Annotated in this window: 18 protein-coding genes; 12 read left to right on the top strand and 6 right to left on the bottom strand. The window is 37.5% G+C overall.

All coding sequences use genetic code 11. From position 1 onward, the window contains the following. Positions 1-17 precede the first annotated feature (17 nt). From ACPPVU_RS08270 to ACPPVU_RS08220, 11 genes are all read left to right on the top strand, one after another. The gene (locus tag ACPPVU_RS08270) at positions 18-1382 is read left to right on the top strand and encodes a lipopolysaccharide biosynthesis protein (RefSeq protein ID WP_426671218.1); all 1365 of its coding nucleotides are present in this window, start codon (positions 18-20) and stop codon (positions 1380-1382) included. Beyond that, positions 1351-2670, top strand: a complete 1320-nt coding sequence (locus ACPPVU_RS08265; protein WP_426671217.1) for a hypothetical protein — start codon at positions 1351-1353, stop codon at positions 2668-2670. Before ACPPVU_RS08270 ends, ACPPVU_RS08265 begins: the two co-directional genes overlap by 32 nt. Then, positions 2670-4043, top strand: coding sequence for a glycosyltransferase family 4 protein (locus ACPPVU_RS08260; protein ID WP_426671216.1), 1374 nt, complete (start codon positions 2670-2672; stop codon positions 4041-4043). Before ACPPVU_RS08265 ends, ACPPVU_RS08260 begins: the two co-directional genes overlap by 1 nt. A 7-nt stretch (positions 4044-4050) precedes the next feature. Next, a complete protein-coding gene (locus ACPPVU_RS08255) occupies positions 4051-5229 on the top strand; it encodes a glycosyltransferase (RefSeq protein WP_426671215.1) in 1179 nt (392 codons plus the stop codon). Positions 5230-5244: 15 nt separating this feature from the next. Continuing rightward, a complete protein-coding gene (gene asnB / locus ACPPVU_RS08250) occupies positions 5245-7101 on the top strand; it encodes an asparagine synthase (glutamine-hydrolyzing) (protein WP_426671214.1) in 1857 nt (618 codons plus the stop codon). Between the two features lie 29 nt (positions 7102-7130). Next, positions 7131-8204: a glycosyltransferase gene (locus ACPPVU_RS08245; RefSeq protein WP_426671213.1), complete on the top strand. Its 1074-nt coding sequence runs from the start codon at positions 7131-7133 to the stop codon at positions 8202-8204. A gap of 22 nt (positions 8205-8226) precedes the next feature. Continuing rightward, the gene (locus tag ACPPVU_RS08240) at positions 8227-9351 is read left to right on the top strand and encodes a glycosyltransferase family 4 protein (RefSeq protein WP_426671212.1); all 1125 of its coding nucleotides are present in this window, start codon (positions 8227-8229) and stop codon (positions 9349-9351) included. Positions 9352-9562: 211 nt separating this feature from the next. Next, positions 9563-10933 carry an exopolysaccharide biosynthesis polyprenyl glycosylphosphotransferase gene (locus ACPPVU_RS08235; protein WP_426671211.1) on the top strand — a complete coding sequence of 457 codons (1371 nt, stop codon included), beginning with the start codon at positions 9563-9565 and terminating at the stop codon, positions 10931-10933. Positions 10934-10972: 39 nt separating this feature from the next. Continuing rightward, positions 10973-11770 carry a polysaccharide biosynthesis/export family protein gene (locus tag ACPPVU_RS08230; RefSeq protein WP_426671210.1) on the top strand — a complete coding sequence of 266 codons (798 nt, stop codon included), beginning with the start codon at positions 10973-10975 and terminating at the stop codon, positions 11768-11770. Between the two features lie 36 nt (positions 11771-11806). Then, complete coding sequence (locus ACPPVU_RS08225) at positions 11807-14161, top strand: GumC family protein (protein WP_426671209.1); 2355 nt, start codon at positions 11807-11809, stop codon at positions 14159-14161. 20 nt (positions 14162-14181) lie between these two features. Further along, positions 14182-15234, top strand: a complete 1053-nt coding sequence (locus ACPPVU_RS08220; protein ID WP_426671208.1) for an NAD-dependent epimerase — start codon at positions 14182-14184, stop codon at positions 15232-15234. Between the two features lie 35 nt (positions 15235-15269). On the opposite strand, the gene ACPPVU_RS08215 is transcribed toward ACPPVU_RS08220, so the two are convergent. The 6 genes from ACPPVU_RS08215 to ACPPVU_RS08190 all read right to left on the bottom strand — a co-directional run bounded on the left by ACPPVU_RS08215 (position 15270) and on the right by ACPPVU_RS08190 (position 21197). After that, entirely contained in the window at positions 15270-16889 is a 1620-nt protein-coding gene (locus tag ACPPVU_RS08215) for a tyrosine-protein kinase family protein (RefSeq protein ID WP_426671207.1), read from the bottom strand. A gap of 631 nt (positions 16890-17520) precedes the next feature. Further along, positions 17521-18177 carry a hypothetical protein gene (locus ACPPVU_RS08210; RefSeq protein WP_426671206.1) on the bottom strand — a complete coding sequence of 219 codons (657 nt, stop codon included), beginning with the start codon at positions 18175-18177 and terminating at the stop codon, positions 17521-17523. A 2-nt stretch (positions 18178-18179) separates the two neighbouring features. Then, the gene (locus ACPPVU_RS08205) at positions 18180-18578 is read right to left on the bottom strand and encodes a hypothetical protein (RefSeq protein ID WP_426671205.1); all 399 of its coding nucleotides are present in this window, start codon (positions 18576-18578) and stop codon (positions 18180-18182) included. Positions 18579-18618: 40 nt separating this feature from the next. Next, a complete protein-coding gene (locus ACPPVU_RS08200; RefSeq protein ID WP_426671204.1) occupies positions 18619-19260 on the bottom strand; it encodes a response regulator in 642 nt (213 codons plus the stop codon). 20 nt (positions 19261-19280) lie between these two features. After that, positions 19281-20504: a triple tyrosine motif-containing protein gene (locus ACPPVU_RS08195; RefSeq protein ID WP_426671203.1), complete on the bottom strand. Its 1224-nt coding sequence runs from the start codon at positions 20502-20504 to the stop codon at positions 19281-19283. A 261-nt stretch (positions 20505-20765) separates the two neighbouring features. Next, complete coding sequence (locus ACPPVU_RS08190) at positions 20766-21197, bottom strand: hypothetical protein (RefSeq protein ID WP_426671202.1); 432 nt, start codon at positions 21195-21197, stop codon at positions 20766-20768. 806 nt (positions 21198-22003) lie between these two features. Between ACPPVU_RS08190 and acpA the strand changes: the two genes are divergently transcribed. Continuing rightward, positions 22004-23362, top strand: a complete 1359-nt coding sequence (gene acpA, locus ACPPVU_RS08185) for an acid phosphatase (protein WP_426671201.1) — start codon at positions 22004-22006, stop codon at positions 23360-23362. The last annotated feature ends 15 nt before the right edge of the window (positions 23363-23377 follow it).

Raw genomic sequence — 23377 nt, 5'->3', positions numbered from 1 at the left:
GTTAATCCGGTGATTCAATGATTGCTACTGCCTACAAACTAAGCCAGAAAATACTTGGAGATAATTTAAGAACGGCACGTGCTACCAAAAATATTATTTACTCTTTTTTCATTAAAGGATATTCCATTGTCATCCAATTTGCGCTAGTTCCACTAACACTCCACTATTTGGATAAATTTCATTATGGCATTTGGCTTACGCTTGCCTCACTCTTACAATGGTTCAATTTTTTTGATATTGGGATTGGACATGGATTAAGAAATAAATTGGCTGAATCCCTCGCACTTGAAGATTATAATTTATCACGGATCTATGTGAGTACGGCGTATGCCTTTGTTACGCTAATTTTTTCAACCTTTATTCTGCTCTTCTGCTTTGTTAATCCGTTTTTAAATTGGGCATCAATCTTAAATGTCACCCCAGCCATAGGCAACGAATTAAGCAATCTGGTTTTATACGTATTTATATTTTTTTGCTTACGGTTTATTTTTAACCTGATAAGCGTAGTACTTTATGCCAACCAGGTCCCCGCATTAAATAATTTAATGGGCCCTTTAGGAAGTACATTCTCTTACATAGGCATATTGATCCTTACCAAAACGGTACCCAGTTCGCTATTTTGGGTGGCAATGGTGCTCAGCGCCGGCCCGCTTTTGGTGACAATCTTATTCAATATAGGTTGTTTTTCTACAAAATTTAAAGCCATACGACCTGGTTTTAAATTTATCAACTTTAAGTATGCACATTCGTTGCTTGGTTTGGGCGTTCAGTTCTTTATTATCCAAATGGCGATCCTGGTCGTATTTTCTACTGACAATATTATTTTAACACAGCTTTTCGGACCTGAACAGGTCACAGTATATAATATAGCATTTAAATACTTTTCCATTGCTATTATGATCAATGGAATTGTCACCTATACTTTTTGGACCCCATTTACGGAAGCGTTTGTTAAAAAAGATTTTACCTGGATAAGAAAAACACTTAAAAAACTAAACATCATTGCCGGTATCCTTATTACCGGGGTAATTATTTCTGCCATATTGGTTAATAAAATCGTGTTTCTCTGGGTTGGCGGCAGTGTCAAAATACCTGCTTCAATGACTATTGCATTAACTTTGTATGTTATTATCAGTCTTGCTTCCGGTTCTTATAATATGTTCCTTAACGGAGCAGGAAAAATACGTCTGCAACTTTATATTGCTGTTCTTTCTATAATTGTTACTATTCCTTTATCTATACTGCTTTGTAAGACGTTCCATTTTGGCCCGTCCGGTGTAACTATTGCAATGGTTTGCACTACCCTGCCTAACTTGATAGTTTGGAGAACTCAATCAAATAAAATTCTAAATGGAACAGCAACTGGAATCTGGAACAAATAATAAGGCACCTGTCAGCAAATCGGAGTTCTTTCTGATGTTCCTTTTGCTGGCCTTGTCAGGAAATCCTTTTTTTTCGCAAAAGCTGCCCATATTCATTTCACTGGCATCAATTATATCCCTGTATTACCTTTTTTGCAATTACAAAAAAACGATCTATGCAAGGACGCTGTTTATCTTCATTTTTTTTATAGGCTATGAATGCATTCATGCATTGATGTTTAATTTGGATTACAGTGAAACGATAGTTAAGCTGTTTCTAATTCTTCTTTTTGGTTTTACAGTAGTTAACCTGCTAAAAACCCGGTTTATAAAGGTCTTTCTATTCACAATGTACATTATCTGTATTATTTCTTTTGTTTTTACAGTATTGTGCTATGTCCCGGGTATTGGCAAAGGATTATATAAGTTGGCCGGTGTAATGTTTCCGCTTCAAAAAGATTTTAAAAATTATTCCACCCCAACTTTAATCATTTACACTTTTTTACCGGAGTTTTTCAACGGAACTTTTAAATACACCCGTAATGCAGGAATATTCTGGGAAAGCGGCGCATTTGCAGTTTATTTAAACATCGCATTATATCTAAAATATTATACTACAAAAATCAAGAAATTCTCAGATCTATTTGACCGGCAATCTATTGTGTATATCGTTGCGCTATGCTCTGCGGCGTCTACTATGGGTATCCTTTCTCTTATCGCAGTGCTAACATTTTACAGTTTTCAGCTCAAGTCAAACTTAAAATACGCCGGGGTATTTTTAATATGCCTGGTAGCTGGTTTAGCGTTCACCAGCTTTGATTTTCTGGGAGAAAAAATATCTAAACAATTGTCAGAAAGCGGTAGTTCAAACAATCGCTTTGGATCGGCAATGATGGACATGAAAGATATTGAGAAACGTCCTCTTTTTGGTTGGAGCCGCCGGATGGAAGTACTTTTTAATACGACGACTTCAAGCTCGAAAACTCACAGGCCTAACGGATTAACCAATTTTTTGCGATGTTACGGCCTCATTTATTTCATAACTTATTTTTATTTGGTCTACTTGTCGTTCCGCACTATAGGCGACTATTATAAGAGCAGAAACGCCAGACTCGCCTTACTGGGCATACTTCTATTATGGATCGTGAGTTTTTCCGAACTCATATTTGATGAGGCTTTTCTAAAGAGCCTTCTCTTTTTAAGTTTAATTTACAGGCCTTCACAGAGGCAAAGAACACAGATACGATATATAAAAAAACGCCCGATGCGTTTAAGTAATCAAAATATGGAAACATTTCTACTGCATTAATGATAGATCAGAACAATATTTCCCAACAAGGCATTGAAAAGGAATTACCTCGTGTTTTGATCCTTGGCCAAACTTTCACTTCGGATACCGGAGGAGGTATTACCCTTTCTAACCTATTTAAGAACTGGCCAAAAAACAAACTGGCTGTTGCTGTAGAAAGTAAAGAAAAAGTTGATTTTTCTAAAGCATTAAACTATTACAGGATCGGCTATAAAGAATTAAGAATGCCTTTCCCTTTTTCAATATTTCAAAGGAAAACGAAATGCGGACCAATAAAGGAGACGCTTGCAGTTGGTGCTGTAGTAGTTGAACCAACCGGGTCTTTAAAAGGCCGTATCAAAAATCACTTCGATAATTTTTTACACTATTCAGGGCTATTTTTTTGGATGTATGGCAATCAGAGGATGAGCCCTTCACTATTGGAGTGGATCGAATTCTTTAATCCTGATTTAATTTACTTTCAACCAAATTCATATAAAGCACTGGATTTCGCTTTATCAATAAAAAATAGAATTAACGTGCCTATGATCACACATGTCATGGACGACTGGTTTTCATTTGCAGTAAGACCTGGCCCATTGAAGTGGCTATGGCAGCGTAAACTGGACCTTAAAGTAAGAAAAGTTTTTGCTGGCACTTCGTTACATCTGAGTATCTGTAAATATATGTCAGAAGCCTATGCTGAAAGATATGATTATAAATTCCTCCCCTTTCATAATTCCGTCGACGTGGAATTCTGGAAAAGAGGTAAAACCAATATTAAAGATATTCATAACCCTGCCAAAATGCTTTATGCGGGCAGGATTGGTTATGGCATCGATCAAATGATATTAAAAGTGGCAAGTGTAATTGAAAAAATGGGGAGTGACGGAAAAAATATCATCCTGGAAATACAAACGAAAGAACAAGATCATCCGTTGGTTAAAACTTTCAGCAGTTACAAATACGTAAATGTTACTAAACCCATTGCGTATGAAAAACTACCAGATAAATTGGCTGATGCGGATATCTTGCTAATTCCTTGTGATTTTGATGGACCTGGGGTTAAATTCATAAGATATTCAATGCCAACAAAAGTAAGTGAATATATGGCTACTGGTACTCCCATTTTGGTTATTGGGCCGCCAAAAACTGCTTTGGTAGAATATGCCAAAGAAGGCTGGGCCCAGCTCTGCATCTCAAACGAGGAAGCCCATATTGAACGCGCAGTAAGTGAGCTCCTTCTTTCGTATGACTTACGAAAACAGGTTGTATCAGTTGCACAGCATTTAGTTAACGAAAACCACGATGAAACAAAAATCATCAGGGAATTCAGAGAAAAGTTGATTGAATTAAGGCAAAGTAATGTAAGTGAATTGATTGTTAATAATTAGTATGCTAATGGAAAGGCCCCTGAATATTGTTTTTTTTCCTACATCGGTGAACTTTGGTTTGGCTGGGACCAACAGGCTTCAAAATATCATTTATTTTCTAAAAAAGGAAAATACGGATTCCATTTCAAACATTGCGCTGGAAGATAAAAGCAAACTTTTTGAAAAGGGTAATGAGGAACTATTTCTTAAAAACTACAAGGAAATTTATTACGCCCCCTCGATAGGAAAATTCATCAAACACATTTTTACTACTTCATGGTATATTCTAAAATCCAGAAAAAAGAAAAGCAAAAACCTGATCTATTTCTACGGTGAGGTAGATATTAAAAACTTCTTCTTTGTTATTTGGGCCCGACTCTTAGGCTTTCGTATCGTTATAGATGTGGTTGAAGATCTGGATGCTGTTCATAAATTCAGATCATTTAAAAATAAAATAAAGTATAAATCTGCCGTATTTTTTAGAAAAAGATTAAATCGTTTTGCAGACGGATTTGTTGTTGTGTCTACACATCTTTCGACCAAATTTTCAGATAAATTTCCTGACTCTCCACAATTTTTTTTGCCGGTGACTATTAACAAGGACTTGCTGAATGGTGAAAGCAAGCCATCCCCGGATCAAACACTAGTTGTCTTTTACAGCGGTTCGTTTAATGAAAAGGATGGCCTGCCCTATCTCATACAGGGATTAAAAAAAGTAAAGGATCAGGGCAAGAAATTCAAGTTGGTCTTATCCGGTAAGGGCACAGATAAGGAAATGATAAATTTTTGGAATGAGGTCGAAAATTGCGGATTGAAAAGCGAAGTAGATTACCGTGGTTTTTTAAACAGATCATCCTATGTTAATATTCTTGCTAATGAAGTTAATGTGCTTTGTATGACCAGGATCAATTCAGCTTTTGCTAATGCCGGTTTTCCATTCAAACTGGGTGAATTTCTGGCTACCGGCAAACCGGTTATTGCCTCAAAAATAGGCGATGTAGAAAAATATTTAAGTAAAAACGATGCGTTTTTAGTTGAACCCGAAAACGAAGAACAAATAAAAGCTGCACTGATAGATATTATAGAAAATCCTGATGCTGCCAGGCAAGTTGGTATAAACGGCAAAAAGGTAGCCATGGCATATTTTGATCATCAACAGTATTCCACAGGGCTTAAGAATTTTATAACGAACAAAATTTGGTTATAAGTAAATCAGACAATCATGTGTGGAATTGCGGGGATATATCACTTTGATCATCAACGAAAAGTTGACCAGGACAAATTAAAAAAGATGTCTGATGTAATTGCACATCGCGGTCCGGATGGCGAGGGCTTTTACGTGAATGGGAATATTGGATTAGCACATCGCAGATTATCTATCATTGACCTTGCCTCCGGCGCACAGCCCATGTATAATGATGATGGCAAAATTGCAATTGTTTTTAATGGCGAAATATATAATTATATAGAGATCCAACAGGAACTGAAATTACTCGGACATAAATTCAGAACCACCTCTGATACCGAAGTGATTATTCGCGCCTATGAACAATGGGGGGTTGATTGTCAGGAAAAGTTGAATGGTATGTGGTCATTGGCTATTTGGGACGATAATAAAAAACAATTATTTATTACCAGGGATCGAATGGGTGAAAAACCATTGAATTTTGGCTTATTTGAAAACACGTTGTTATTTGGCTCAGAAATCAAAAGTATTGGCGCTTACGGAATTGATCTGCGGCCCGAAACAGAACTGTTGGAACTTTATTTGTTTCTTGGCTATATCCCTGAACCATATACCTTTTACAAAGGGATACATAAACTCAAAGCCGGGCATTATTTGATTGTGCGCGACAATCAAATAAAGGAATATAAGTATTGGGATTTGCCTGAAGTTGATGAACAAAAACTAATTAAAGATCAGGATATTGTAATAGAAGAATTCAGCAGGCTTTTTTACGATTCGGTTCGGATAAGAATGAGAAGTGACGTCGCTTATGGCGCTTTTTTGAGTGGGGGATTGGATTCTTCCAGTATTGTGGCAGTGATGTCACAGGTTAGTGATAAGCCGGTAGAAACTTTCACAATTGGATTTAATGAAAAGAAATTTGATGAAAGGGGAATGGCCAGATTAGTGGCAGAAAAATTTAAAACACATCATCATGAACACATCGTTGAACCGGATACACTGGATGAGGCTTTAAAAAGCGTACTTTTTCATTACGATGAACCATTTGCCGATCCCGCCGCAATACCTACCGGCATTGTTTCAGCTTACGCAGCAAACGAAGTTAAAATGGTTTTAACCGGTGACGGCGCAGATGAGGTACTGGCGGGATATTCTTCCTATCAAAGTGAAAGCCTGGTACACAAGTATCAGCAAGTCCCCGGCTTTATACGTAAAGCACTCCCAAAACTGATTACATCATCTACGTCTATTTTTGCAGGGTCGGTTAGGTATAAGGCTAATCGTGTGAGCCGTGTACTAACCAACTTTAATGCTCCATTCCAGGAACGATTGATCTCCAAATCAGTTAAAATAGCTCCTGCTTCTATAAAGTCGCTTTATAACGGTAATCAGATAAGGATCGAAGACTTTGTTAGTAACGTTTTTAAGCATGTTCACTTCAGTAATTCATTTTATGATATGATGTATTACAATTTAAAAGTATCCCTGCCTGCACAGATGCTGGTAAAGGTGGACAGAATGAGCATGGCGCACTCATTGGAAACCAGGGCACCGTTTCTTGATCATCGTATCGTAGAGTATATGTATGGCGTTGACAAGAGGGTAAAGATGCCTAATATGAAAGACGTAAAATGGGTTTTAAAGCAAGCCATGAAAAATGCGCTCCCCGCAGAGATCATTGATCGTAAGAAAAAGGGATTTGATGTTCCGCTCAGGGAATGGTTCAAAGATGACACCTTCAACAGCAGGCTTGATCAGGATTATGATCAATTTGGATTGAATGGTGATCTCATTAAAAAAATAGTGGCAGAAAATAAACAAGGAAAGGCTGATCATGGCACCCTTATATGGCGTTTATTGGTTTATGCCAAATGGATAAAACAATTTTAATATTCGAGTATATCTAACTTATTGCAAATTTGGAAAAGAAAAGTATCGTTATATTCACTAATACACTGATTGCAGGCGGCGCAGAAAAACAAGCGCTATTGTTAGCTATTAGTCTTAAAGACCTTCATGATGTTTTAATTGTGGTTTACTATGGACAAATGGTTGAAGAAAAATTCAGACTGTCAATTGCTGAACACAAATTAAAAGTGATCTGCCTTTCAGGAAGCCACCTGAAGAAGATGCTTTCCTTTTGGAGTTTGCTCAGAAAAAATAAGGTTTCTATTATTTTTTCTTACCTGCTAACAACAAATCTTATTGGATCGGTAGTTGGCAAAATTGCCCGAGTACCGGTACGCGTTGGTGGTATCAGAAATGCCCAACTGGATAAAAAGAAATTGCCCTTTCAGAGATTTATAAATAATTACTTAAGCACGCATACCATTTTTAATAACTACGACGGTATTGAAAAACTACAGGCAAAAGGCTTCCGGACGAAGCACGCGGTTGTTATACCGAACTGTTTTGACCTGACTACCCTGCCCAGAGAAAGAGAGTTACAGGAAGTAGTTAAAATTATAACAGTAGGACGCTACGTACACCAAAAGGGCTATTTCGGGGCTTTAAAAATAATGAAGGAATTAAAGGCGCAGGGTATAAAATTTCACTACCATATAATCGGTTTTGGGGAGTTGGAAACATTGCTTCGTGATGAAATAGTGCGGCTGAAACTTGGCGATGTGGTTGAAATGGTAAACAACCCGGATAACCTGCCAGAATATTATATTAAGAGCGACATATACCTTTGTACTTCTTTTTTTGAAGGCCTGTCCAATACGGTAATGGAGGCATTGAGTTATAGTATGCCTGTTGTTGCATCCGATGTGGGGGATAACAACCGTTTAGTTTACGATGGGGTTAACGGATATTTAATAAGTGATTGGACACCAGAAAAAATGATCGGCCCTCTAAAAACATTAATCGCCAACCCTGAGCTTAGAAATAAGTTTGGAAAAGAAAGTTTCAGGATCATCCGGGATAATTATAGCAGTAACGCCTTTAAAAATAATTATGCCAAATTCATTTCGGATTTAACGATAAATTGATTGGTTATTTGACAGCAATGGAATGAAAAAAAGGATCATTGTATATGGAGTAAACTACTTCCCGGCCAGGGGAGGTACCAGCACAGTGGCCGAAAATCTGATCCTTCAGCTAAAAGACAAGTATGATTTCACTGTTTATTGTTACAATAATGTTCTTGCAGCAGATAACATTCCAGGCGTTAAAGTAGTCCAGTTCAAACCACTTGCTAAGGGCAGCCTGGGCTCGCTGATCTATTTTTTTCTTTCGGCGATCCATATTTTATTATTTGCAAAGGGGGATTTGATACATGCTCACAAAACAGATTGTGCTATTTTTCTTCCATTATTAAGGTTAAGATTTAAAATTATTGCCACCTCGCATGAAGCACCGTATAAACGTGATAAATGGAATACTTTTCAAAAAGCTTATTTTCATCTGGCGGAAAGAATATTTATAAAATCTGCCAATATCTGCACCTGCATTTCCGAGCCGCTTTCAAGATATTACCGGGAGAAATATGGAAAAGGCATTTATTTTATTCCGAATGGCATAAACAAAATTGATCCTTTTGCCTATGATATGGAAAAAGCTAAGGAATTCATCCCTGATGGTGCATCTCTTCATCAACCCTTTATTTTGTTTTCTGCACGCCGTCTTATGGTCACAAAAGGAGGCCATACTATATTGGAGGCACTTCATAAAATAAAATACAAGGGGCAGATATTCATTGCCGGTGAATTAGAAGAAAATGATTATCTGCAAAGACTGAAAAAGCTTTCGATTGGGTTAAATGTTTTTTTTTTAGGGTACGTTACTCCCCTAAATACTTTACTCGCACTCGTCAATGCCTCCTTACTTTTTATATTTCCCTCCGAAACAGAAGGTATGTCGGTCATGCTGCTTGAGGTTGCCTCTGTTGGTAAACCTATCGTCGCAAGTAATATTCCAGAAAACTCGCAGATCTTCTCCGCAGACGAAGTACTGTATTTTCAAGCAGGTAATGCGGCCGATCTTGCAGAAAAAATTGAGTTTGCATTGTCAGATAAGGAATACATGGTCAAGCTGGGAAAAAAGGCACAGGAGCGTGTGTATACCAGTCATTTATGGTTCAATATTGCATTACAATATGAAGCTCTTTATAAAAAATCAATAACCGGCAATACTTAAATTTTGTACTTATTGAACAACTTGCCTTACAGGCATTTTTTTTGTTAAAAATCAACAACTTACGGTACTTAAATTTACATTTATCGCAAAATTTGCCGTATAGGCACTTTTTTATTAAATAACGCAAACAATTTTCATTCATTTTGACTTTCTATATCATGGAAAATGACCAATTCCCTTGTGACTTAGCAGATTAACCACAAACCGTGTTATGAGAACCAGGAATTTGATCGCCTCGTTTTTCCTTTTGGATATCGCTGTATTATCCACTTTAACCTATTTCGTATCCCGTATACATTACGGTCAGACGATTGAGAATCCACAGTCTGTTTATAATTTAATGGGGTTGTTTATTATTGGTTGGCTTATTACTACCCTTATTTTTATTGAGGATATACGTAATCTTAAGTTAGGTCTATCTATTGTTTTTAAAACTCAGATCAAAAAATTTGTAGTTTTTATCTCTATTGTTGCTGTAAGTATTATCAGCTTTAAACTAGATGATTTTTCCCGCGCGGTCTTTTTCGGCACTACCAGCCTTTTTATTATTATTAAACTTCTGATCTCGTTATGGTTTTTTTATTATTATTCTTTACGGGATCAACTCAATGAACGGCCCTGCATTATAATTGGTAATACTAAAATTGGGCGTGAACTTTTCCGTTATTATTCAAAGTATTCATTTATCGGTCTCAAACCAATCGGAATACTTGATAATAATGCCACAGCAAATAATACCAATAAAATTATAGGTGCTATCGCTGATTTTGAAAGTCTGTATGAGCAACAGCCTTTTTCTGACGTAATTATTGCGCTTCCGTTATCAGAAATGGAAAACATTAAACACATCATTGAAAATTGTGAAAAGAATGGGGTTAAATCACATATTGTCCCCAATTACTACGGTTCGGTAGACAGGGTTTTTAAAATTAACATGTTGGGTAATTTCCCGATGCTGGATTTAAGAGCAATTCCTCTGGATGGATATCCTAACAGATTTTGGAAAAGAGCTTTTGATATCATAGTTGCTTTGACCCTGATTGTATTCCTGGCGCCTTTGATGTTGATTATTGCAATTTTGATCAAGCTCGAAAGCAGAGGCCCCATTTTATATAAACCTGTCAGATTAGGAGCAGATAATAAGCCATTTATTATTTATAAATTCAGATCTATGGAAGTTTGTGACGATGAACTTTCCGGCAACCGCTCAACCACCGAAAATGATTCAAGGCTGACCAGCTTTGGTAAATTTCTACGCAAAAACAATCTGGACGAACTCCCTCAATTATACAATGTTTTAAGAAACGAAATGTCATTGGTTGGCCCCAGGCCGCACCGGCTAAATCTGAATTTATCGCTCAAGCAAAAAATGAATAGTTATATGGTACGACACTGGGTAAAACCTGGCATTACGGGTTGGGCCCAGGTAAATGGATGGAGAGGGCCGACGGAGAGCCGTTTACAGTATATGGCAAGAACACTGCATGATGTATGGTATGTAGAGCACTGGAACTTTTGGTTGGATTTGTATATACTTTACCTAACAATTGCCGGTAAAAAAGTGAAAAAGAATGCTTTTTAAAAACTTAAATAAATTATTTATCACTATCAAATTGAAAACATGAAGATTAACCTATTACGCCACGCTCCTCTATCTTTTTTATTTGCAGTACTCCTGATCGTTACCTCATGCCGTTCTCATAGAGAATTAATGTATTACAGAGATTCAAACGGACATGAGCGTATTTTAGGCACAGCTAAACCCACAACAATCTATAAGATTCATAAAAAAGATAATTTATATATCAGCATTATCTCTGCCAATCCTGACCTCAACAGAGTATATAACCCCGTTCAGGCCGGGGCAAGTATCAATCAGAATAACCTCTTTGAAAATCAAGCTACTCAGTTTATCAATGGTTATCAGGTTAATACTGATGGTAATATTGAATTGCCAATTCTGGGAAAAATATTTGTCGAAGGCAAATCAATTGCTGAGTGCGAAAAAGAAATCCAAAAGGAAAGCCTGAATTTTTTGAAGGATGCGACTGTAAAGGTTAAACTATTAAGTTTTAGGGTTACGGTTTTGGGGGAAGTGAAATTACCGGGGGTTTATTATAATTACAATGATAGTTTTTCAATCACCGATGCTATTGCTATGGCTAACGGCAATACTGAATTTGCTGATCTGTCACAAGTTGTTGTTGTCAGGCCAACCGAATCCGGATCTCAGATATATACGATAAACCTAAATAATAAAGCCGCGTTATCTTCCGAAGTTTATTACCTGCAACCCAACGACCAGGTGATTATTCAGCCTGCAAACAATAAATATCAACAAGTATCATTTACTACAGCTGCTCTTATACTGTCCACAATCACATCTGTATTTTTAGTACTTGAATACATTAAACATTAAAAGGCAAGGTGTAAAAAAAAATCGAATAACGAGGCTATGAAGAAAAGGAAAAAATCAAGGATAGTGAAAGATGAAAACCCCGGAATAAATGTTCCGCAGCTTATCTATTCAATAAAGAGGAATAGATACTGGTTTTTGCTTTATGGTATTATTGGTTTGGCGTTGGCTTTCGGTTACAATTTTTTATTCCCACAGAAATACAAGGTAGTTACAAGTTTATTAATTAAAAATGATAATTCACAGGCTACATTAACCACTGTTCATACCGAGGTTCCGGAAGACAAGAAAGGATTTACTGTAGCTGACCAGGTTGGAATACTAAGTTCCTTTACACTTAATTATCAGACATTGCAAAATCTTAAATGGAACACTTCGTGGGCGAAAGACGAAATGATCCTATCAAAAGATTTATATAAAAATGATCCTTACATAATTGATACCGGCAACAATGCTTTTCAGCTTAAAGGAATTCCGTTAAAGATTAAACAACTGAACAATCGGCAATATTTAGTAAAATGCAATGAAGTACTGGAAATAAATGGAGATAAGCATAAGATCAATTTTGAGGGAACAGCCTATTTTGACAAACCATTTAAAAATCAGTATTTCAATTTCACACTTCACCATATCCGGGGTAGATTGGTGGATGATGATGAAAGTTTTATACTTACGTTCAACAATTTAACTGATCTGGCGAAATCTTATCAGCAACAATTAAAAATCACGAGTGATGATGTCTCAAATTTGGTGACGATGGAATTGATCAGCACCTCGCCGGAGAAAGCAATTGATTACCTTACTGAATTAGACAAAGTATATATTGATTATGGCCTGACGGAGAAAAACAGGCGCGCTGCTAATACTGTTAAGTTTATTGACAATCAAATTGCGGGAATTTCAGATTCTCTGCAAAGTTCTGGGAATGATTTTACAAACTACAGATCGTCCAATAATATAACGGATATTGACCAGCAATCATCAAGGATAGTAAGCGATTTGAGTAAGGTACAGGGAGACGTGGCTTCCGCCCGCATGCAACTCGATTATTTTAGCGGATTAAAACGGTACTTAACAAATGCTGATGCAATGAAGGGCCTCGTAGCTCCTTCTGTAGTTGGTATAACCGATCCGTCATTAAATGCATCAGTAGTTAAGTTAGGCGATTTATATCACCAAAGACAAGTACTGTCGCAAACTGCCCAGGATAAGTCGCCTCAAATGATCTCGCTTGATGACGAGATCGCTTACACACAAAAATCCATCCAGGAAAACGTGAATAATCTAATCAGCAATGCCAGGGTACAATTACAGAGTCTTGACAGGCAGGAGGCATCGATCAATTCTTCAAAAGCAAGTATTCCTAAAAAAGAGCAGGACCTTAGTAAGATAAAAAGGAATTTCGATTTTAATAATTCGCTATACACCTATCTATTGCAGAAAAGATCGGAGGCACAGATTGCCCAGGCGTCGCGCGACCCTGACGCTCAAATTATCGATCAGGCCAGTTATGGAACGGCAACATTAAAAGGCTTTAAACACCCGGTAAATTTAATCATTGGTTTTATCCTTGGCTTGATATTTCCTTTGATATACCTCGTAGTTAAAGGCTTTTTCAGAAACCGGTTAATGTACGTTGACGATGTTAAAGAGCAACTTCAACCTTCTATTGTCGGGAATATCCTGCATAATAAATTCAATCATGAGTTACCCGTAATGCTATTTCCGCATTCCGAGATCACAGAATCATTCCGTAGCCTCAGGATCAACCTGCAATATCTGCTTCAAAGCCTGAGCACCAAAGTTATTTCAGTCCATTCTTCGATTGCCGGGGAAGGCAAAACCTTCGTCTCCTCAAATCTTGCTGCAATTTTGGCATTAAATAATAAAAAAGTTCTATTGATTGATGCAGACCTGAGACAACCCAGAACTCACCAGATTTTTGAAAATGATAACAAAATTGGACTTTCAGATTATTTGAGTGAACGTTTAGACTTTGGCCAGGTTATCAGGGAAACCCAGATTAAGGGGCTACATATGGTCACCTCAGGGCCGAAACCCGATTATCCTTCTGAATTATTGGGCACTAATCTAATGTCCGAATTTATAACTGAAGCGAAAAAATATTACGAATATATTATCATCAATAACGCCCCTTTGGATATAGTTAAAGATGCCATGATGGTGGCTCCTTACAGTGATGTTAATTTATTCTTATTACGAATACATAAAAGTTCTGTAAACCAGCTGAAATATATAAATGAGTTGATTCTTGAAGGTATAGTCCAGAATGTAGTTGTTGCTTTAAACAATGTAACGGATGACAGCTATGCTATCAGCCGAAGGGGAGATCATGGTTATTATAATGACAACAAGATGCTGAAATTGAAATAAAAAGCAAACAATTAATTCAAATGAAAATATTAGTTACCGGGTCAGCGGGTTTTATAGGGCTACACCTTGCCGAAAAGTTATTAAAGGACGGATTTGAGGTTATTGGACTCGACAATCTAAATAAGTATTACGATCCAAAATTGAAAGCAGCCAGGCTTAAAGTAACAGGCATAGACGCTGAGAAGGCAACTTATAATAAGTTTGTTTCAAGTTCTATTTATCCCAATTACAGATTTATCAATTTGAATCTTGAAGATCCAGACGCCGTGTCTGTACTATTTAAGAATGAAAATTTTGATATTGTTTGCAATCTCGCGGCACAGGCTGGAGTAAGGTACTCATTAGAAAGCCCTTATTCGTACATAAGCAGCAATGTTGACGGTTTTTTGAATTTATTGGAGGGATGCCGCAATTATCCTGTAAAGCACTTTGTATATGCCAGCAGTTCCAGCGTGTATGGTCTGAATGGCACTATGCCGCTATCAACACATGGAGCAACTGATCATCCTATCAGCTTATATGCTGCCACCAAAAAAACAAATGAATTAATGGCTCATTCTTATAGCTATCTATTCAATATCCCGCTTACCGGTCTTCGCTTTTTTACTGTTTATGGTCCGTGGGGCCGGCCTGATATGGCTCTTTTTAAATTTACAAAAGCGATATTGGAAGGAAAGCCCGTTGACCTGTACAATCAGGGTAATATGATGCGTGATTTCACCTATGTAGACGACATTGTCACCGGTATTACAAAAGTTTTAGAAAATCCTCCTGAAAGAGACGCAAAATGGTCAAATGTTCAGCGTGATTCTTCAGCTTCTGTAGCCCCATATCGTATTTACAATTTGGGAAACTCGTCGCCGGTAAAACTTTTGGATTATCTAAAAGCTATTGAGAATGCGTTAAATTTAACAGCTATTAAAAACTTTTTACCGCTTCAGGCTGGCGATATGATCGACACCTATGCAGATATGCTTCCTATGAAAAACGAAATGGGGTATGCGCCGCAGACTGACCTGCAATATGGTGTTAATCAATTTGTTGCCTGGTATCGAAATTACTACAATTGTTAATTTCCCAAATTATATGAAAACTTACCATGCCATGCTCAATCAACCAGATTATTGATGACCAGGTAAACTTTTTCATCCAGCAATTTATTAATATAATCCCCGATGTGTTTGCCATTCCTTAAAACCGATGATTGATTAGGTACAACTAAAGTAAATAAATCTGCGCGCAAGATTTTAAAGGCTCCAATACTTTCACCTGCCTGAAAATTAGTGTCCAGAATGATATGGTCATACCTATTTCTGAGTACTCCCAATAGCGCATGCATTTTTGGATGATGAATTGCCTCCGAAGCTGTTAATTCTGTATTACCAGGTGGCATTACAAATAATTTTTCCAAATGAGTTGGTCTGATGATTTTGTTTGATAAAACAGACGAATCTTGTAAATAATTATTCAATCCGGGCTGATCACTCTGATCAATTAGTTCGCACTTATCATTATGCTTGCCTATTTGGATGATGATAACCATTTTGTTATCAAATGCCAACGCTGTGCCCAGGTTGTTACAAAAAAAAGATTTCCCCTCCCCAGAATTCATTGATAAAACTGCAATTACTTTATTCGGCGATAGGGCAATTATTTTTTGTTCTATTTCGAGAATCTGTTTGCCGCCAATCGTATCAGCGCCAACAGGCAATATGACTTTTTTAAGCGTGTTAATATATTTTATCTCACCCAATACAGGTATATCAGAATTTATAGAAAACTTTCTATCAGATGTATTATATGCTAAGACCAGACTTTTAATGTACAAATAGGATAAAGGTAAAATCATCCCTGCGATCAATCCAGACAATAGAACCCATACGACGTTTTCTCTACCACTAACAACTTCAATGTGTGGCCTTACTAATGGTTTCTCCAGGGATAATAGTAAAGCCATTAAATCCTGGCGTTTCTGAAGCAGAGACATATATAATTTAAAACTAGCTTGATTTTCAAACTTAATTTTACCTGCCTGGTGACCATTCGGCCTACTCATTTTTAATAGCGAAAAATGATACATTATCGTATCAATCTGCTCGTTGATGCCGTCTAAAGTAATTTTGATAGCCCGTTTTTCAGGGTTATTTTCTAAATAGTTTTTTTTTAGCTGCGAAAAGACAGCATATGTTTTTTGCGGATTAGTAGTAAATGTAGTTAAGATCACACTACTCGTATCCGCATTTGCGGGCCTAAGGTCAATTGAACTGATAATTTGTTGTGAAAGAAATTGCAGATTTCTGATTCTCACAGTTACGGGCTGTTCAGCGTTTGCAGACCCAGTTGCTTTACTTACAAAAAATTCACATTCATGAAAGGTAATGTGTTGCCCATAATAATAGAGGTAATTCTTTCCGTTAGTTTTTAAAACAAAAAAATTACCATCCAATTCCTGAATCACAAAGGTCATTTCTGTTTTTAAATTATTATTTATTAAAGTCACTTTAAAGGGAACATCCCAACGGAAGATTTCTTCAGAAAAAAACAGGTGCCTTCTAAAATATGCCGTTTGAGGTGTGACTCGCTTCACTGCATCCTCCACAGAGCTGGTAGATAACAGTAGATATATTTGTTGTAGTTTGTATTTCGCTGACGATTTATTGAGTGAATCTTTTCCTATGATGGCATTTGTGTTTGCGGGATATGCAACTTTATTTAAAGGGACCACCATCGTGACCCTGTAATTATCTGAGGTTGTTATTTGCAAATAAATTCCTGCCAGTAATAAACCAAACACTGCAAAACCGGAAACATCCTTCCAGTTTCGTGCCAGGAAAAGGGCGATATTTCGAGGTTTATCAGGCATTGATGAATTTAATCAATTATTCTATATTTACTGAGAAATAACCCTAACAGTTTAACTTTGAATAAAACTTTACTTCTTTTAGAGCGTAAAAGTAGGTTCAATTGAGGCATACTGTTTCACTTATAATAGTTGTGAAAATTTACGCGAAAAGAGATTATCAATCCTGCACAGTTTGCCAGGGTAATCAAACAAAGTTCCAAACCCGGAACGTGTTATTGAAAAAACTGATCTGGAATTGTACAATTGCCCTTGTCCTATTGTTTATTTCGATCGTTTTATTTCTTTTAAAAACACAATGGTATATACTTAGCATCGTGATTACTATAATTTTCTCGATTAGGGTCATCCCCTCCTATTTGAATTTTGAAAGGACTAAACCATTTTACTTAAAATGCTATGAGTGTAAACGTATTTTTAATGGTCTAAACTTTTAGTTAATAAGATAACAATAAAGGGGTGTTTTTTTGGAAATTAAGAAGTTATTGCGCAACCAGGTTTAGCGCGCCGTGCGGCTTTTAAGAACGGATTCTTCACCCAAATAAAAAACGTTGGCGTAAAGTACATTAGTTATAATGTTTACGACGCTGTGTATATTCCATATGCTGAGATCGTAAGCGGGGTTATTTTGAATAATCAATTCAAAAATGTAATTGAGAAGGATGTTTACAGAAAAATAAATGAAAGCAACACCGGCAAACCAGAATTTGTAATTTCTAAGCACAGGATATTCCGTCGCAATGCTTAAAGTGCCAAGTACGTATGCGGCTGATAGCATTATTACAATGCTTTCTACTATTCCTGCTGCTCCTGTATCGGTGTCTAATGTTTTATGAGGGATGATATAACTCAGCCAAATTCCATAAAAAAGAACATACCCAACAATGCTTAGCCAACGCATAAAGGCTCCCCCTACCCAACTTTTGAGTATGAAAATATAGAATGAAAACTCGGCCAGCGTATAAACATTTATCTGCCACAAATTGTGTATGCCCCGCGAGGCCATCCACGCATTACTGAACTCAACATAAACGGTGAGAATAAAAAAATACAAAATCCACCTGCGGTCGGCATTTAAGCTTTTAAAAAAGTAAATGCCGGCCACAACGGGGATTAAACCGGAAGTATCGGAAATAATGTATCCGAGATTTTCCATTTCTATGGCAAGCCGTTTAAAGCATTTTTGGCGCTGCAATGTGGCGGACAGGGCCAGGAGTTTTCGCCACCCGAAGAGAGTACTGCTCCTGCTACATTTGTAGAAAGTATATCATCGCCATTTCCGTCAACCGCGCAAAAAATAACAGTGAGAACATTTTTTTCATTCCCAACCTTTATTAATGGGTCAACAGGGTTTTGTGTAACACCAAAATAAAACCTCAGGCCCTGGCACCCCGGCGCTTGCAGGGCAGTGTCTAAAATGTCCCGGTTGAAGCAAAATCCATGCCTGAAAGGGAAGTCGGGTGAGAGGTTTTTATTAAATTCCCTGTAAGCCGCAGTCTGTTTAATTGCACTGTTAAGATCTATAACATGTGAATTTGGAGGAGGAAGTGCGCCCATGATTGCTGTTATTTAAGGTTAATAAATATGTTAATTGGTACTAAACAATTCTATTTCTCATTGCCTTTATTACTGCTTCGCTTTTTGAATTTACGTGCAGCTTTTCATATATTTTTTTAAGATGGGATTTTACAGTATCAATACTTATAAAACAGGCTCCGGCTATCATTTTATAGCTCATACCTTTTGACAAGTGGATCAACACGTCTTTTTCGCGGACGCTAAGTTTATAATCATCCCTTTCAATGTATGGGTTTTGCTCCTGGAAGCGGGATACAATTTTCCGTGCAATCCCTGCGCTCATAGGGGCACCACCAGCTTTTAACTCTTTAATTGCCGGAATAAGCTGGTCGCTCAGCGAGTTTTTGAGCAAATAACCGCTTGCCCCCGCACAGATAGAATCAAAAACCTTCTCGCTGTCTTCAAAAATGGTTTGCATCATTACCAGTACAGCAGGAAATTTTTCACTGATGACCCTTACTGCTTCAATACCAGTTATACGGGGCATCTCGATATCCATTAGCACAACGTCGGGCTGTGAGCGGCGCATCTTAAACTCAAGATCCGTGGCATCACGGTATGCTCCTGTACAGGAAACACCTTCTGAAATATTGATGATTTGGAAGATCATTTCTCTCAGCTCGTCGTTATCCTCAAATATTACTACCTTAATGTCCATCATAATATAACATAAATCAAAATTCAGCTTTTTAAATTATTGGTGAAACTACCCGTTCGGGTGATTTTAAAAACAAGTAAAATAGTTGTGCCTTTACCAGGAATAGAAACTATCTGCATGCTGCCATTTATTTCTGCAGCTCTCTTTTGAAGATTATACATGCCGTTACCCACACCTTTTTTTTCGGTATCAAAGCCTTTTCCATCATCCTCAATTTTTAGGGTGATCGTGCCGGCGTCTTGCTTAAACAGTACTTCTACATTGTTGCAGTCTGCATATTTGAAAGCATTGTGGATGGCTTCTTTAAAAATTAAATAGAGATTCTTTCTTTGCACCATTTCGAGTTTCAAATTCTCTGTTTCCAAAACTGTATTAAACTGCAGGTTTATATTCTTTTTTTCCAGTAATGCAGATGCAAACTCCTGCATGCGGGCAAGCATTTGCTCAACTGTATCATTATCCGGATTGATGGCCCATACGATATCATTCATACTTTCAATTATTTTATATGCAGTCTGACTTATCTGGTTTAAGTAATTTGCGGTTTGCGCTGGCTGTTTGTTTGCCAAATCACTCATTAACATAATACTGCTTAAGGAAGATCCTATGTCGTCATGTAAGTCGCCTGCGATATTATTTCTAATCTTTTGAGTCATGAGTATGCGCTGCAATTGCATCCGCTGGGCAAAATAAATTACCAGTACTGCGGTAATGAAAATTGAAAAAGCGATCACTATAATGAACCATGCAGTTTTATAGAAAGGGATATTTATACGAATAAGGACAGGGTCATTCATTTCAACCCAATGCGTTCCGTCGGCAGTTGCTTTTAGCTTAAACTTATAAATACCACCTGGCAAATTGGTATAGTTTACATATTGACGATCCCCGGCATTCGTCCATATCGGATCAAAACCGTCCAACTGATAAGCATAGCGCGGACTTGCTAAATCAGGTACTGTGTAACTGAATGAAAAAGAGTTTTCATAATATTCGATTTCCACAGTTTGTGAAGGGCTAATTTTTCTTTCTTTCCCCTGCACCTGGAAAGATGTGATCAACGGAGCCTGTAAAGACCCTGATTTATGAATAGCAGTAAAGTGCCTAAAATGTGGGTTAAGCTGAGCAACTGCAAAAAAGTTACAAAGTACCATTGCTAAAAAAAACAATAACGATACCTCCTTCAAAACCAATTCCCCTTTTGCGGATTTAGGGGTAATTAGCTTAGGTATCGCATCTTGTTTCATGAGAGCGTCTTTAGCAATGAGTTGTTATTAATCCCCTGGTTTTAACACATCTTAGTATTGATAGATAAGTAACTGTATATTATATATTTAAGTAAATTTAATAAAAAGTAAACTATGGTTCACTATAGAAAATGGTCTATTTTTTAAAATACACTTGAGTTACTATTATGGAGGCCCTGCTATAAAAAAATCCTGGCTGATCAGCACAGGATGGCAGGCAAAAGCCGCTCTGAGATTCAGGGCGGCTTTTGAATAATATGACTAATGTATTTCAACCGATGATCCAGCTGAACATGCTTGGATTTGCGCCGCCTTATTATATACACCAGGGGCTTTTTCGTACAGCGCACCATTTATAAAAAAACTATGTGGTGAATAATTTCCTTTGGGTGGTATTGCTATACTATATGTACCTGGTTTAACATATACGGTTTTACTGCCGTTTGCCGGGAAATCAAATGTGTAGTTTGCCGATCCGTTAAAATAAATTGTAAACGAATCTATACCAGTTGAATTGTATAAGACGTAAGCAACCAACTTTGTAGAGTCGCAGGGATGCGGCACAACAGATGATGTATCTGTTGCGGTTGCGGCTGCAGCTGTTTTTTTGGGTAGTACTGCATCATTTTTGTTGCAAGATGCTATTATTAAAACAAGGCTTAATAATGCTGAATAAGAAGTTAAATTTTTCATGACTTTAATTGATTAATTAATTGAATAAATGTTTTTAATACCACCAGTTAGTGTTCCGACAATGTTTTACATTTGATGTAGTACCAGGTATAATAATGCGCCTAATTCATCCTGATCAACCATTGTATAACCCTTCCTTTCTTATGATAAAGTTACTTCGTGTATCACAGTTAGAAATCGCCTGAACGGGTGGTTTTTATGTTTGCGTTGGGACGGATCAATATCGGCTTAGTTAGGAACTTCCTTAACAGTCTTTACCGGGGGACGATGTTCCGGAGCGGAAGAATAAATACACTCTTGAATCTTTAGGTTAATACGGAGAAGACTTCAAGGATATTTAAGCCTCCAGCGCGATTAAAAGAAACTTCTCAAACGAGAAGCTTTCTACATTTAAAGCATTTTAATCAGGATTTCGCTTTCAATATTACTATTCGCTCCTAATGGATTTCTGTATATACTTTGCAATGTAATCTCCCGATCATAGAAGGGCATAAAAAGCATCGGACCGATGCTTAAAGAAAAGTATTTTTTAACCTACCGGACAGTTTTTTTTCGAATCAGTTTATTAGAGGGTTTGAGGAGATTATTCGCTTTATAAGCCTGAATATCATTACTATAATTTTGTCCCCATTAAACAGATTCATGCTTTCGCAGGCAGTTATTAATTAACCTCTACAGTGCCGTTATCAAGTCAAATGCTTTACCGGAATATAAAAGTAACATAATGATTACCTGGTCGTAATATTATGTTCATGCGTATGCTGGTCTTTTGTATTAAACAATTACTTCATGAAAACCAATAAGTTATGAAAAACAAACATTACTTTTTTAAGACAAGCATAATTGCGGTGCTGCTTTTAAGCTTATCCCTTGCGGGTTGTAAAAAAAATGACAACCATAACAGTTCCGGAGGAATCAATAAGATAAACCATGTAGTGGTTATCTATTTGGAAAATCACAGCTTCGATAATCTTTATGGTCAGTTCTCTGGTGCCAATGGATTGCAAAATGCAACTGCGGCTAATACCACCCAGGTGGATGCAACGGGTACGCCATATAATTTTTTGCCTGCAATCCCGGGGACACCGGCATTTCCGACAAACTTAACTAATACCTATTTCAATATCGACCAGTATGTCCCTAATGACCAGATCACCCAGGACGTACTGCACCGCTACTACCAGGAACAAATGCAGATTGATGGTGGCAAAATGGATAAATATTCACTTTATAACAGTAATTCGGCCGGATTATCACAGGGTTATTACAAAACCAGCTTATTGCCATTACTGGCCATGGCGCAACAATATACCCTATGCGACAACTTCTATCACAGTGCATTCGGCGGATCGTTTCTGAATCATCAATGGCTGATCGCTTCGGCTAGTCCGACTTTCCCTAATGCCCCTGCCAGTATGGTTGCTACAGTGGACGCATCAGGCAACGTTGTGACTGACGGAGCAGTAACACCTGACGGCTTTGTTGTTAATACCAGCTATACGGTTAATGCACCACACCCCGCAAGCGCAAATGCCGCTACATTAATTCCTAATCAAACCAATCCTACAATAGGTGACCGTTTGAATGATAAAGGCGTATCATGGGCATGGTATTCAGGCGGATGGGATAATGCACTGGCCGGTAATCCAGATCCGACTTTTCAGTTCCACCACCAGCCATTTGCTTATTACAAAAACTACGCAGACGGCACTCAGTTAAAAAAAGACCACCTGAAAGACGAAACAGTATTTATCGCTGCTGCTAAAGCAGGTACCTTACCTGCGGTATCATTTGTAAAACCGCTTGGTATCGATAACGAGCATCCGGGTTATTCTGATGTTGCCAATGGAGAGAACCACACACTGGAACTGATCAACGATGTGCTTAACGGCCCGAATGGAAAAGACGCTGTCATCATTGTTACTTATGATGAGAACGGTGGTTTCTGGGATCACGTTGCGCCACCGGTGATCGATAAGAAATGGGGACCAGGTACACGCGTTCCTGCTATCATTATCTCACCTTTTGCAAAAAAGGGTTTTGTTGACCATACTCAATATGAAACTGTTGGTATTCTCTCTTTAATCGAGAAAAGATGGGGCCTGGCGCCTCTGGCCGAACGGGACAAAAACGCCAGTCCGCTTTCAAATGCATTTAATTTCTAGGACTTTGTCAGAACT

Origin of the sequence: Mucilaginibacter sp. McL0603, from assembly GCF_049992945.1 — a bacterium.
In the GTDB taxonomy this organism is placed as follows: Bacteria; Bacteroidota; Bacteroidia; order Sphingobacteriales; family Sphingobacteriaceae; genus Mucilaginibacter.
Note: the sequence above shows the minus strand (reverse complement) of the source record. Positions and strands in the feature narration are given on the sequence as shown.

Bases quoted from the DNA above. Each gene is read 5' to 3' on its own strand.
- ACPPVU_RS08270 (WP_426671218.1), top strand. From the start codon at position 18: ATGATTGCTACTGCCTACAAACTAAGCCAGAAAATACTTGGAGATAAT.
- ACPPVU_RS08265 (WP_426671217.1), top strand. From the start codon at position 1,351: ATGGAACAGCAACTGGAATCTGGAACAAATAATAAGGCACCTGTCAGC.
- ACPPVU_RS08260 (WP_426671216.1), top strand. From the start codon at position 2,670: ATGATAGATCAGAACAATATTTCCCAACAAGGCATTGAAAAGGAATTA.
- ACPPVU_RS08255 (WP_426671215.1), top strand. From the start codon at position 4,051: ATGGAAAGGCCCCTGAATATTGTTTTTTTTCCTACATCGGTGAACTTT.
- asnB (WP_426671214.1), top strand. From the start codon at position 5,245: ATGTGTGGAATTGCGGGGATATATCACTTTGATCATCAACGAAAAGTT.
- ACPPVU_RS08240 (WP_426671212.1), top strand. From the start codon at position 8,227: ATGAAAAAAAGGATCATTGTATATGGAGTAAACTACTTCCCGGCCAGG.
- ACPPVU_RS08235 (WP_426671211.1), top strand. From the start codon at position 9,563: ATGAGAACCAGGAATTTGATCGCCTCGTTTTTCCTTTTGGATATCGCT.
- ACPPVU_RS08230 (WP_426671210.1), top strand. From the start codon at position 10,973: ATGAAGATTAACCTATTACGCCACGCTCCTCTATCTTTTTTATTTGCA.
- ACPPVU_RS08225 (WP_426671209.1), top strand. From the start codon at position 11,807: ATGAAGAAAAGGAAAAAATCAAGGATAGTGAAAGATGAAAACCCCGGA.
- ACPPVU_RS08220 (WP_426671208.1), top strand. From the start codon at position 14,182: ATGAAAATATTAGTTACCGGGTCAGCGGGTTTTATAGGGCTACACCTT.
- ACPPVU_RS08215 (WP_426671207.1), bottom strand. From the start codon at position 16,889: ATGGTGGTCCCTTTAAATAAAGTTGCATATCCCGCAAACACAAATGCC.
- ACPPVU_RS08210 (WP_426671206.1), bottom strand. From the start codon at position 18,177: ATGGAAAATCTCGGATACATTATTTCCGATACTTCCGGTTTAATCCCC.
- ACPPVU_RS08205 (WP_426671205.1), bottom strand. From the start codon at position 18,578: ATGGGCGCACTTCCTCCTCCAAATTCACATGTTATAGATCTTAACAGT.
- ACPPVU_RS08200 (WP_426671204.1), bottom strand. From the start codon at position 19,260: ATGATGGACATTAAGGTAGTAATATTTGAGGATAACGACGAGCTGAGA.
- ACPPVU_RS08195 (WP_426671203.1), bottom strand. From the start codon at position 20,504: ATGAAACAAGATGCGATACCTAAGCTAATTACCCCTAAATCCGCAAAA.
- ACPPVU_RS08190 (WP_426671202.1), bottom strand. From the start codon at position 21,197: ATGAAAAATTTAACTTCTTATTCAGCATTATTAAGCCTTGTTTTAATA.
- acpA (WP_426671201.1), top strand. From the start codon at position 22,004: ATGAAAAACAAACATTACTTTTTTAAGACAAGCATAATTGCGGTGCTG.